Source organism: Solibacillus sp. FSL H8-0523 (assembly GCF_038051985.1).
Classification (GTDB): domain Bacteria; phylum Bacillota; class Bacilli; order Bacillales_A; family Planococcaceae; genus Solibacillus.
Genome location: NZ_CP150291.1, coordinates 3,126,659 through 3,139,602, shown reverse-complemented (window position 1 = coordinate 3,139,602; position 12,944 = coordinate 3,126,659). Strand labels below are relative to the sequence as shown.

Below are 12,944 nucleotides of genomic sequence, written 5' to 3'. Positions count from 1 at the left end.
TGTTTATTCTACCGTTGATTCAAATGGATCTACATCGATTTCTTCCTCGATGACTTCATCTTCGATAATTTCTTCTTCTTCTTCTTCTTCTTCTTCTTCTGGTGGTTCAGGAATACTGGTAATTTCACCCACCTCATTTGAGTAAGGTGATTCAAAGCCTGTAATATCCACAGCAACAACTACGTAGCGTACACCAGGTGTTACGCTCATTTGGAACCCTTCGTAAGCCTTGCGTGAGCCTACGAGTGCTGTCCCTTCGTTTGTCATACTGTAAACACGGTAACCGACAACATCACTCGAAGCAGAAGCTGTCCATGATAACGAGCCTTCAGTTAATGTTGCCCAAACTGCTTCTGGAGCAGCGCTGTCAGCATTAAATTGTGCAGTCACAACGCCATTACCTGAACTAAACGGTAATAATCTTGAGGCATCGCCACCTAATTTACCTAGCATTCGATCAATGAATGTTTGGTTTAAACCATAACCACTCATTTGGACAAATTCTGTTGGTGTTGTTGGCAAGGCAGCATATGTGCCATCGTTTACGACAACGGTAGTTGATGATACGAAACTATCATCAGGTTCTGTTGGTAAGAATACATTTTTATTAAACAAATCAGAACGAACTAATCCTGCATTCGAGCAAGAGCTTGAAGGAGCTAGACCAGAAATACCACAGAAGTCTTGTGTGACAACGCCCTCAGGTTGCTCGAAGGTATCTTTCGTGCCAATATATTCAGGATTAACGTCATAGAGAGCATTTAAATAATTGGCCCATAAGCGGTTCACACGATTACTTGGATGCTGGTAACGGTTATTAAATGCAAATAATGTACGTGGCTGACTATAACCTAGCCAAACACCAATCGAGATATTTGGGTTGTAACCGACTAACCAAACGTCTTTATGATCTTGCGTTGTCCCTGTTTTAGCTGCAAAGTCAGATGAGAACTTCAACTGGCTTTTACCAAGAGTTGCGGTACCACCTTCTTGTAAGACATCGCGTAGCATATCTGTCATCATGTAAGCTGTCTCCGGAGAGAATACCTCAACCGGTTCTACTTTATGCTCATAGACGATGTTGCCGTCTAAATCTTCAATACGTTCAATCATGTACGCATCAAGGAATTGACCATTATTTGCGAACGTTGCATAAGCATTCACGTTTTCTTCAACTGTCGTACCGTTTGTTATACCACCGATTGCTGTTGAAAGGTGGACATAATCACCTTCTGTTAATCTTGAGAAGCCCATTTTTTCTAAGTAGGTTGCAGGGCGTCGATCTAAAATTGAGTCATATAATCGTAAGACCGGTAAGTTTTGAGAAGACGCCACCGCTTGACGCGCAGGAATAATCCCAAGTTGCTGCTCTGGGTTATAGTTTACTGGTTCATAGTCATCGTATGCACGTATGAACTTTACGTCGACCACTGGACTACCTGCACCAATCACACCGTATTCTAATGCTGGTGCATACGTTAATAATGGTTTCATCGTTGAACCGTTTGAACGGTATGCTTGTGTGGCATGATTTAACTTATTTAGTTCATGGTCACGTCCACCAACGAAACTTAAAATTCTGCCAGTTTTATTATCAATGACGATACTACCTGTTTGAACAGGTACATCCTCTTCGATTTCTTCGCCCGTTTCAGGATCTTTTACCTTTTTCTTATAGGTTTGACCATAAAGCGTGAAGTCTTTGGTTACTTGTTGCATGGCGTCATACATATCTTTATCGATAGTTGAGTAAATACGATAGCCACCAGAACGTAATGTACGGTCAGCTAAAATACCATATTTTAGTTTTAAATTGGACTCTTCTGTAAAACGCGCGGGATCGATGCCATCTTTTTCAGCGAGCTTTTTTGCAAAAATCTCTTTGGCACGTTCCTCGAGTTCTATAGTTAACCAAGGATATTTGTCTTCGGGGCGATTTTCGCGCTCCTTGAAGTCTTTTGTAATATCGTATTTAACGGCTTCATCGTATTCTTTTTCTGTAATGTAGCCAACTTCTTGCATGCGGTAAAGTACCGTTTTCATACGGTCAATCCCTGGTTGCATACCCTCTGCACTCTTTTTTTCACCTTTGTTCGTGAATGGCGTGTATTTAAAAGGTGCTTGCGGAATCCCGGCAATGTAAGCAGCTTGAGGTAAGTTTAACTCGGATGCTTTGACACCGAAAATTCCTTGTGCGGCTGTTTCAATCCCGGCAATATTACGCCCTGATGAGTTACGACCATATGGAATAATATTTAAGTATGCTTCTAAAATTTCTTCTTTACTCATGAAGTGCTCTAAACGATATGCTAGCAAAATTTCTTTTGCTTTACGTTCGTAGGATACTTCATTCGTTAAAATTTGGTTTTTGATTAATTGCTGTGTTAGCGTTGAACCACCTGTTTGTGTCGATGAGTTCGAGACGTCTTGTAATAGCCCGCGCAGCACCGCTTTTGGTACAATTCCAGGATGCTCGCGGAAGTATTCATCTTCAGTTGCCATAACAGCATTAATAACAATTGGAGATATGTTTGCTAGTGATGTTTCACGTCGGTCTAAATCTGTACGAATTTTTCCTATGTAAATATCATTTGCAAAGTAAATTTCACTTGTTTCTTCATAGCTAAGAATTTGTTCGCGCATTTCTTCTTTGGAACGTAGGGGCTCGTCTTTTACTAATGAAGCAAAATAACCTAAGCCAATACCACCAACGGCAATAACGGCGGTCGTTAGAAAAATCATTGCTAATAACGAAAGATTCCAAAATACGCCACCACTAATTCTTAAATAGCGCATCGGCTTTGAAGAAGCAAGGGATTCGATTTTTTCGTTTAATTGATCAAGCCATTCTTTCACAGTATCGCCCTCCTAAAATCCTGTTTATTATAGCATATTTGCCATCTAAGCGAATATAATTATTGACATCGTCTAAATACTAAGTAGAATAGAGAGTATAAATTTCAAGCATTGAAGAGTTTGCAGTAGTAAAAACGTTCCCTGTTTTAGAGAGCTAGCGGTTGGTGAAAGCTAGACAAAACGATTTTACGAATTACGTTCTTGGAGCTTGAACGCATCGTCTGCGATAAAAACGCTTAAAGTGGAAGAAATTTTTTTCTTCAAGCCGGGTGGTACCGCGTTAAACTGTTAATTTAACGTCCCTGCATGCAAATTTGCGTGTAGGGGCGTTTTTATTTTTCCTTACATTGCAGATGAACAAACATGTAAAAGGAGAGAAATACAATGACAAACGAATTATTACAAGATTTAGAGTGGCGCGGCCTGTTATACCAACAAACAGACGCAGAAGGTATGGAAAAATTATTAAATGAGCAAAATGTATCGTTATACGTAGGGGTTGACCCAACAGCAGATTCAATGCACATCGGTCATATCGTACCACTTTTAACATTACGTCGCTTCCAAAAAGCAGGTCACAAACCAGTTTTACTAGTAGGTGGGGCAACAGGTACAGTAGGGGATCCATCAGGTCGTTCAGAAGAGCGCCAACTACAAACGATGGAGCAAGTAGATGCAAACGTGCGCGGTTTAAAAGCGCAAATGGAGCGTTTATTCGACTTCTCATCGGATGCAGACAACGGTGCGATTTTAGTCAACAACAATGACTGGGCTGGCCAAATGACATTAATCGATTTCCTACGCGATTACGGGAAGCTAATTAACGTCAATTACATTTTAAATAAAGATACTGTGGCATCACGCCTTGATTCAGGGATTTCGTTTACTGAATTTGCGTACACATTAATCCAAGGGATGGACTTCAACCATTTATACGACCACTTCAACGTGCGTATTCAAGTAGGCGGTTCAGATCAGTGGGGCAATATCACAACTGGTTTAGAAATGATCCGTAAAACGCATGATGAAAATGCCAAAGCATTCGGTATTACGATTCCACTTGTAACAAAAGCAGATGGTACGAAATTCGGTAAAACAGCAGGTGGCGCCGTATGGTTAGATGCGAAGAAAACATCGCCATACGAGTTCTACCAATTCTGGATTAACACAGCGGATGCAGATGTTGTGAAATACTTAAAAATCTTCACGTTCTTAACACGCGAAGAAATTGAAGGCTTAGCAGAAAGTGTTGAAACAGAAGCACACTTACGTAAAGCACAAAAAACATTAGCAGCTGAAATGACAAAGCTGATTCACGGTGAAGAAGGCTTAGCGCAGGCAGAGCGCATTACGGCTGCATTATTCTCTGGTGACTTAAAAGCATTATCAGTAATGGAAATGAAAGTCGCATTCGCAGGTGTTCCTTCTGTAGAAGTATCAAAAGAAGACAAGAACATTGTAGATCTTATCGTAGAAGCAGGTATTTCTTCATCAAAACGCCAAGCACGTGAAGATGTGACAAACGGTGCAATTAGTGTAAATGGTGAAAAAGTGACGGATTTAGAATACGTAATCGACGGGAAAGACCGTTTAGAGGACGCATTCGCGATTATCCGCCGCGGTAAGAAAAAATATCATATGGTGAAATTTGCTTAATTAAAGAAGCAAGTACAAAGCGTCCTAGTATTTTCTAGGGCGTTTTTGTTTTTCTTGATGACGGCACAAAAAATGAATTTTCCGCGCGGTGCTCCTGTCGCTACGCTTTCGTCGCAAATAAAGATTTGCTGTTCCCACAGGAGTATACATGGCTTTAGCGCTGTCATGCCTAGCCCACCAATAAATATGTAGAAATTTATACTTAAAACAATCCTTATAATAATGAGAATCTTTTATTTTTTAGTTGTAATTTTAAACTGATAGTGTAAAATTACACTATAAAAAGGAGGGTGATGATAGTGGAAAAATCTTGTGGTGGAAAGATTGCTTTGGCGATATTTACGTTGATACCGATAGGGTTCTTTTCGTTTATTGCATTTTTTATGATTTCGTTAAGTGGTGGAATGCATTATTTACCGTTGTTAGTTGCAGTAGTGGTCAGTTTTTATATTGGCTTTGTGCTTCAACTATTTGGTTTCTTTGTTCAACAGAAAAGGCGTGTACAACTGTATTGGGGAATTGTAGCGATTGTGGTGATTGCAGCCTCTATACAGCCTATGATGAAATGGATTGATAGCCGAGTGTCAACGGTAAGCGCGGAAGTAAATATTTACCAGTATGAGCCGTTTGTGGAAGAGAGTAATATCGTGCGTTTAGATCAGCCGGCTTCACTACAATTACAAGACAACTTACCAATCATGGACGGGGCAACTGCGCTGTATCCGCTATACGCTGCCGTTGCAGAGGCCGTATATCCAGAAAAAACGTATAACCCCTATGCGAGTGAAGTGATGGTCAATCAAACACATGGTGCGTATGATAATTTAATTTATGGTAACGTAGACATGATTTTTGTAGCAGGTCCATCTGATCAGCAAATTGAGCGCGCGAAAAATCAAGGTGTTGCGTTTCATTTAACACCGATTGGCAGAGAAGCGTTTGTGTTTTTTGTGAATAGTAAAAATGACATTGATGAGCTTTCACTAGAGCAAATAAAGGGCATTTATTCAGGCGAGTTGACAAATTGGTCTGAAGTTGGTGGGGACAATGAAAAAATTCGTGCCTTCCAGCGTCCAGCAGATAGTGGCTCACAAACCGCACTCGAGCGTTTAATGGGCGAGACACCATTAATGGAAGCGCCAAGTGAAGACGTAGCAACCGGGATGGGTGGGATCATTCATGAGGTGTCACAGTACAAGAACTATAAAAATGCGATTGGCTATACATTCCGATATTATTCAAATGAAATGGTGAAAAATAACGAAATCAAATTATTAAAGCTTAACGGTGTAGAACCGACGAAAGAAACGATTCGAGCAAATAGTTATCCGATTGCCTCGGAATTTTATATTGTAACAGCGGGTGAACCAAAGGGAAATGTAAAGGCACTCATTGATTGGATTTTATCTGATGAAGGGCAAGCGTTAATAGAAGAGGCAGGCTATGTTTCTTTGAAGGAAGAAGAGTAGGGCTAGATAATTTGTGCTTCAATAACTTTGAATCCCTTGTATGATATTAGTATAATAGATACTATACATATTTTTAGGAGGTTCTATCTTTGACTATTGAACAAAATACATTAGCCGATGATCGTCACGCGATTTTGAGTATTGCGCTAAAACCTCGTGAGACAATGCGCTATGTATTAGCGACAAAAAATCTACCGTATTTCATTTTTGTTGGGATTGTTGGTATGTTCGCGAGCAATCTGATTAGCTTTGTGGGGACAAAATTTACCGGGGAATATACATTAGGGGATATTATTTATTCAACATTTCTATCGAGTTTTTTAATGTACTTTCTTTCTACGTTCTTATCTGCTGGAGTATTAACATTATCCGCCAAAGCATTTGGTGGTGTGGGAACGTTCAAAAATATGTTCCGCATGATCAGTATAACGATGGTGCCGTATATTTGGATATTACCGGTTATCCTATTTTGGATGCAATTCGCTCCGCAATCATTTTTTGAGATAGCCTACATGCCACAACAAATGAGCGATTTCCTACTTCAGTTTGTTTGCGGGACATTTATTATTATTGCCAGTGTTTGGACGTATATCCTAACAATTGTCGGGATTTCGGAAGTGCATAAAATTTCGAAATGGAAAGCATTTTTTGCGTCGTTGTTAGTGTTAATTATTTTAGGTGTACTAGCAATTGCTCTGCTATTTTAATAAAAAGACATTCACGGATTGACTGTGAATGTCTTTTTTAGAACGTAAAAAAAACCACCAAACATAATGTTTGATGGTTTTTGTCTGAAGTTCGTTACGATTAACGAGAGTAGTACTCTACGATTAATTGTTCGTTGATTTCAGCATGTAATTCAGAGCGCTCTGGTAAACGTACGAAAGTACCTACTTTAGAGTCAGCATCGAATGATACATATTCAGGTAAGAAGTTGTTAACTTCGATAGCTTCAGCAACAACTGTTAAGTTAGCTGATTTCTCACGTAAAGAGATCGTTTGACCTGGTTTTACTGAGTAAGAAGGGATGTCAAGGCGTTTACCATCAACTAAGATATGGCCGTGGTTTACTAATTGACGAGCTGCACGACGAGTGCGAGCTAAACCTAAACGGTATACTAAGTTGTCAAGGCGAGTTTCAAGAAGGATCATGAAGTTTTCACCGTGTAGACCTTTTAATTTAGCAGCTTTTAAGAATACGTTTTTGAATTGACGCTCAGTCATGCCGTAAGTGTGGCGTAACTTTTGCTTTTCAGTTAATTGTAAAGCGTATTCTGATTTTTTACCGCGAGCATTCGGGCCGTGTTGACCTGGTGCGTATGGGCGTTTTGCGATTTCTTTACCTGTACCGCTTAAAGAAATACCTAAGCGACGAGAAAGTTTCCAAGATGGACCTGTATAACGAGACATAATTGTGTCTCCTCCTTCAAATTTGGTTTTTGTTGTAAAAGAAAAAACCAGTTGTACCCTGTCTTACGAGATATTTTATTTTCATGTACCTTCGCCCATGCAGCCTAGAGGGTTACGCAATACACCATTCTACTAAGATAGAAGGAATAAAATATACACATAAGCTATACAACTACTGCATTCATTTTACACAACTGCTATTGTAACTTTTTTTAAAGTGGGCGTCAACCAATAAGAGTGTTATATGCTAAAGGATTTAATTTGTAAAATAAAATTATTTATTTAGAGGAATTCTTAGGTTTAATTACCTATGGGTGGGTGGCTTTGATTTAACGAAAGTGCTAGAAAATGTCTGAAATAAGATCTTTCGTTATATAAATTAGAAAAATATAACAAAATTAAATGGTCAAATAGACACGAGATGTGTATACTTAGAATAAATTAAAATAAAATGTAAAAACGGCAAATGTGAAAGAAAAGGTGGTTAAATGGTAGATTATCAGCTATTGGTTGACCGATTTAAATCAGATGTCTTGAGTTTTATTAGCATGAACAAAAAACACGGCATGTCTAATGAATCATTTATTTTACTAGAAAAAAGTTTAATTAAGAATTTTGCAATGAAAGATTGCTTTTTGTTTCGAGTAAGTCACGATGTACTGAAGCCGAACTTCAAAGAATTTAAATTTTCGGTTGAGCTTACATTTAGCGAAGTGCAACCCTATTTAAATGGACAACAGATTATCGAGATACCAGATGTATTTAGCGTGTATCCGTATTTTCAACATTATACACACGCTGTGCCATTAATGGTAGATGGAGAGATTTTAGCAATCCTCATTTTTAGCTATGAAGATCCTACGCTCCAAATAAATCTAACGCAAGATATTGTTAAAGAAATTTCAAATATCTATCAATTTATACTTCGTAACTATGAAGTGCAATCCAATGAGAATAAATATCGTAAATTATATAACATCACAGATTTATTCCATTCAACGATGAACATTGATGTGATTTTAGAAAATGTACTGGTCACAATTGAAGAAAACTTCACGAATTTTGAAGTAGAGCTTATTTTATCGAATGACCAAGATCGCCAAACGCGCGTACATATTAAGCCGTTTGATTATTTGTCAGAGCGCCCGTCAACAATTGAATCGTTTGTTTCAGGTGAAATGAAGGAAGATGAAGTAGTTGAGTTAGGTGTTCGTTTATTAAACGCGCCAATTAAAGGACGACAAGCGATCTACGGAATTTTACAAGTAAAGGCACCGATTGAATATACTTTTTCAAATACAGAAAAAGAATTTATTCGTATGCTCGCGCAAGCGTCAGGCAATGCATTAGAAAATGCAAAACTTTATCATCAGTCACATCGCCTAGTGAGCGATTTACAATTAATCAACGAAACGTCGCATCGTTTAAATATGAAGCTGTCCATTAATGAGATGCTACTGTTTTTACAAAAGCAACTTCTAAAATCATTCCAGCCAATGGAAATAGGCTTCTTCTTTAAAGAGGGAGACGAATATAAGGCAATGAAGGCTTGTACAAATTTCCTCCTACACGAATCAAGTCAGACATATATCGAGCATGTGGAAAAACATTTTGAAGTGACACAAGATTCGCTGTTTATTGCGGATTTTAGTCGTTTAATCGATGAAGAAATCCCATTTAAATCGATTATGGCCATTCCAATGATTGTCGAGGAACGAATCAATGGATTTAGCATTGTGTTACATGAAGACCCTTATTTCTTCTCGTTTGATAGTTTTAAATTAATGCAATCACTGATTCATCATTCATCACTTGCCATTTCGAATTCAATTTTACGTAACCGCTTGCAAGAAATGGTGGACCGTGATCATTTAACGAAGCTATATGCACGAAGATTTTCGGATAATTATGTAGAACAATCGATTCAGCAAGATGATTCAGGTATGTTTTTATTAATCGATATTGATAACTTTAAAAAGGTAAATGACACCTATGGGCATCAGGTCGGTGATGAAGTACTCGTTCAGATTGGTTCTGTTTTACAACAAGAAATCGGGACGCGTGGCATTTGCTCAAGATGGGGCGGGGAAGAGCTCGCGGTCTATATTCCAAATATTTTAGACCACGAAGCGATAAAAATCGCGCAAATGGTTGTGGACATTGTACCGCAAACGACTAGCCCATCTGTAACCATTTCAGCTGGACTCATTACATGGCATAAACAAGTACGCCCAGACTTCCAAGAGATTTTCCTACATGCAGATACTGCATTATATAATGCAAAACGAAGTGGGAAAAATCGTGTTTGCTTATTTGAAGAATCAATGGAATTACAATATTAAAAAGCTCTCCACAGTCGTGGGGAGCTTTTTAGTGTTAGACATGTTTAAGTAAGACAGCAACAAACTTTTCTAAGCCTGCTTGATCTTCCGCATTAAAACGCGCTTCTATTGGACTATCGATATCAAGTACGCCGATTACTTCGTTGTTTTTTATAATTGGAACAACGATTTCTGATTTTGATGCAGCATCACAAGCGATATGACCTGGGAATGCGTGTACATCCTCAACAACCATCGTTTCTTTTTTAGCAACTGTTGTCCCACAAACGCCACGACCTACTGGGATACGTACGCAAGCAGGTAGCCCCTGGAATGGCCCAAGAACAAGCTCGCCGCCTTTCATAAAGTAAAAGCCTACCCAATTAATGTCCGTTAAAAATTGATTTAACAAGGCAGAAGCATTGCTGTAGTTCGCAATGGCATCTGTTTCGCCTGTGCATAATGCATCGAGCTGTTTTGATAATAAGTCATACTGATCGGCAAGGGTGCCGTTATACATTGTTTTTGCGAACATAGTAGCCTCCAAATTTAAAAAGTTAGTTTTTGTTGTAACACATTATAGTGTTGATGTAAATCGTTAGCAGTATGTGCATCGGATCCAAAAACGATGGGGACACCGATTTTTTTAGCAAACAAAGCATGGTCAATCGTAGGATAAGGCTCCTGGCAAAACGATTTACTTAAGCCAGCACTGTTGAAATCAAGTTCATAGTGATGTGCTTTCATGAGTTGTAGGACAGATTCGATTTGTGCACTATCATCTATTGTTTCACTATGCGCAAGCTGAAATTTATGAATGAGTGTTGGATGTCCGATGCGCTTCGGTTTATATGGACCTAAATCCGCTAAAATCGATTGCTTCACTGTTTCATAATACAAATCGTACATTGGTTGGATGCCACCAACCTCTTTTGCAAATTGTAAATACACCTCATCTGAAAAATCAATGCATGTGTAACGTGCGTGATGCTGTAAAAAGTGTACGGAAAGGATGGCATCATCAAGCATTGGCCCCACTTTATTTAAAAAATTTCGTGTTTGCTCTTCAAAGCCTACAATATAATCAACTTCTAAACCAATATTAATAATTATTTGCCCTTTGTAGCGTTCTTTTACCACTTGTAATTGTTCGAAATACGCGGGTAATAATTCATGCTTCATCCCACTATCTTTGTCCGGAGTAGGGTCGGTAAAGGGAAATGGCAGTGGTGCATGCTCTGTAAACGTAATTTCAGTAAACCCATTATCTATGGCTTTTGTAATGTATTTTTCGAATGAATCACTACTACCATGTGGGCAAAAAGGTGTATGTATATGACCGTCTCGCTTTTGCATAATTGTCCTCCTTTAAAATTAAGGGATTCCTTGTAAAAAAACCTGTAAATAGTTAAACAAATCCAAAAAAACGTGTTATTATTAGTTATATGTATATAGCCAATTTATTGATTTTTTCTTGGAATTAGGGGGCTTACAATGGAGTATATCATCATTGTTGTCGTCATACTATTAGCATTATTAATTGTCGGCTTAGTAATACGACGTAAACATAATGCAGAAATAGGGCGATTAGATAAAGAAAAGTTACAAATTCAACATTATCCAATTTTTGAAGAGTTAGCAAAAGTGAAAGCACTAAACATGAATGGTCAAACAGAAGAGTTGTTCGAAGATTGGCGTAATCGTTGGCTAGATGTAATGGATAAAAAAATTCCAAAAGTAGACGAAATGCTGTTTGATGCAGAGGAGCATATTGATCGCTTCCAATTTAAAAAGGCATCTACTACTGAGCGTGAAATTGAACAGCAATTAACAAACTGTGAGCAAGTTCGTGTGCAAATTATTACAGAGCTTGATGAATTAATTGGCAGTGAAGAAAAGAACCGTATTGAAATGGAGCAACTAAAAGAATATTACCGCTCAGCGCGTAAGACGATTTTAGCTCATCAACACTCGTTTGGTCCTGCATTAGAAGGCTTAGAAAAGCGTCTAGAGCAATTCACACCAAGATTCGAAGAGTTTACTGAATTAACAAAAGAAGGAAATTATTTGCAGGCGCGCGAAATTGTGTTGCAGCTAAATAGCGAAGCACAGGAAATTTTTAACCTGTTAAATGAAGTGCCAACATTACTTACTGAAATTCAAGCAAAAATTCCAACGTCGATTCACGAACTGCGAAATGGTCAACGTGAAATGGAAGAACAAAATTATTATTTACGTCATTTAGAGATGACAGAATACTTAGATGCACTCGACGGGGAATTAGATACATTAAAAACAGCCATAGCAGAATTAAATTTACAAACCGTGTCACCGCGTATTCAAGAAATTAACGATGAAATCGATCATTTCTATGATTTACTTGAAAAAGAGGTAATGGCACGTAAATATGTCGAACGTCATTGTGCAGGAATGTACACAACGATTACAGACGTCATGCGCTTAACGAAAGACATGAGTAATGAAGTTGAATATGTACAGCACAGTTACCGTTTACAAGAAAAAGAAGCCGAAATTCCAAAAGTAGGATTAAAGCAATTAGAAGTACTTCAAAAGCGTTATGAGATGTTATCAATGCGTGTACAGGAAGAAAAGTCCGCATACTCTAGCTTACAAGAAGAGCTATCCGAAATTACCGAAGATATCGATCGTATTGCAGAAGAGCAAGAACGATTCTCGAACCAATTAAAAAACCTGCGCATCGATGAAAACAAAGCCCGTGCTGATTTAGAGGCGTTAAAGCGTACACTACAAAATACAGACCGCTTATTAAACCGTGCTAATATTCCAGGAATCCCTGAAGAAATGGATGCACGTTTAGAAGAAGCGGAAGAACTTATTTATGTTGTTATTCAAAGCTTGCAAGAAGTGCCACTGAATATTGTTAAAGTTAATCAGAATTTAGTAGCGGCCAAGCAATCGATTGAAAATACACACGAAAAAGCGCAAGAAATGATTGAAAATGTATTAATTATTGAACGTTTAATTCAATTTGGTAACCGTTACCGTGCGAATAACCGTCAAGTACACGAAAGTTTACTAGACGCAGAGGAAGCTTTTAAAAATTTCCGTTACGCGAAGGCGCTTGAAGATGCAGCAAAAGCGGTAGAAATGATTGATCCAAGTGCTATTAAACGCATTGGTGAATTAGTTGAAGAGCAATTGCTAGCAAATTCATAAGCATAACGGTTACATGTTAAGTATTTTAGCGGTA

At 38.3% G+C, this 12,944-nt stretch carries 9 protein-coding genes and 1 other annotated feature; of the genes, 5 read left to right on the top strand and 4 right to left on the bottom strand.

Features of this window, described 5'->3' with window-relative positions:
- Nucleotides 1–3 precede the first annotated feature (3 nt).
- Entirely contained in the window at nucleotides 4–2,856 is a 2,853-nt protein-coding gene (locus NSQ62_RS15635) for a transglycosylase domain-containing protein (protein WP_341321062.1), read from the bottom strand.
- Between the two features lie 102 nt (nucleotides 2,857–2,958).
- Nucleotides 2,959–3,163: a binding site (T-box leader), on the top strand.
- Between the two features lie 77 nt (nucleotides 3,164–3,240).
- On the opposite strand from NSQ62_RS15635, the gene tyrS reads away from it, so the two are divergent.
- The 3 genes from tyrS to NSQ62_RS15620 all read left to right on the top strand — a co-directional run bounded on the left by tyrS (nucleotide 3,241) and on the right by NSQ62_RS15620 (nucleotide 6,688).
- Entirely contained in the window at nucleotides 3,241–4,512 is a 1,272-nt protein-coding gene (gene tyrS / locus NSQ62_RS15630) for a tyrosine--tRNA ligase (protein WP_341321061.1), read from the top strand.
- Nucleotides 4,513–4,805: 293 nt separating this feature from the next.
- Entirely contained in the window at nucleotides 4,806–5,981 is a 1,176-nt protein-coding gene (locus tag NSQ62_RS15625) for a PstS family phosphate ABC transporter substrate-binding protein (RefSeq protein WP_341321060.1), read from the top strand.
- Nucleotides 5,982–6,070: 89 nt separating this feature from the next.
- The gene (locus NSQ62_RS15620) at nucleotides 6,071–6,688 is read left to right on the top strand and encodes a Yip1 family protein (RefSeq protein ID WP_341321059.1); all 618 of its coding nucleotides are present in this window, start codon (nucleotides 6,071–6,073) and stop codon (nucleotides 6,686–6,688) included.
- A 100-nt stretch (nucleotides 6,689–6,788) separates the two neighbouring features.
- On the opposite strand, the gene rpsD is transcribed toward NSQ62_RS15620, so the two are convergent.
- A complete protein-coding gene (gene rpsD / locus NSQ62_RS15615; protein WP_341321058.1) occupies nucleotides 6,789–7,391 on the bottom strand; it encodes a 30S ribosomal protein S4 in 603 nt (200 codons plus the stop codon).
- A 488-nt stretch (nucleotides 7,392–7,879) separates the two neighbouring features.
- On the opposite strand from rpsD, the gene NSQ62_RS15610 reads away from it, so the two are divergent.
- A complete protein-coding gene (locus NSQ62_RS15610; RefSeq protein ID WP_341321057.1) occupies nucleotides 7,880–9,733 on the top strand; it encodes a GGDEF domain-containing protein in 1,854 nt (617 codons plus the stop codon).
- A gap of 34 nt (nucleotides 9,734–9,767) precedes the next feature.
- Here NSQ62_RS15610 and NSQ62_RS15605 read toward each other — a convergent pair whose 3' ends face one another.
- On the bottom strand, nucleotides 9,768–10,247 hold the full coding sequence (locus NSQ62_RS15605; protein ID WP_341321056.1) for a GAF domain-containing protein: 480 nt from the start codon (nucleotides 10,245–10,247) through the stop codon (nucleotides 9,768–9,770).
- A 14-nt stretch (nucleotides 10,248–10,261) separates the two neighbouring features.
- The gene (gene hisJ, locus NSQ62_RS15600) at nucleotides 10,262–11,068 is read right to left on the bottom strand and encodes a histidinol-phosphatase HisJ (protein WP_341321055.1); all 807 of its coding nucleotides are present in this window, start codon (nucleotides 11,066–11,068) and stop codon (nucleotides 10,262–10,264) included.
- A 138-nt stretch (nucleotides 11,069–11,206) separates the two neighbouring features.
- Here hisJ and ezrA point away from each other — a divergent pair, with 138 nt between their 5' ends.
- Nucleotides 11,207–12,910, top strand: a complete 1,704-nt coding sequence (ezrA, locus tag NSQ62_RS15595; RefSeq protein ID WP_341321054.1) for a septation ring formation regulator EzrA — start codon at nucleotides 11,207–11,209, stop codon at nucleotides 12,908–12,910.
- The last annotated feature ends 34 nt before the right edge of the window (nucleotides 12,911–12,944 follow it).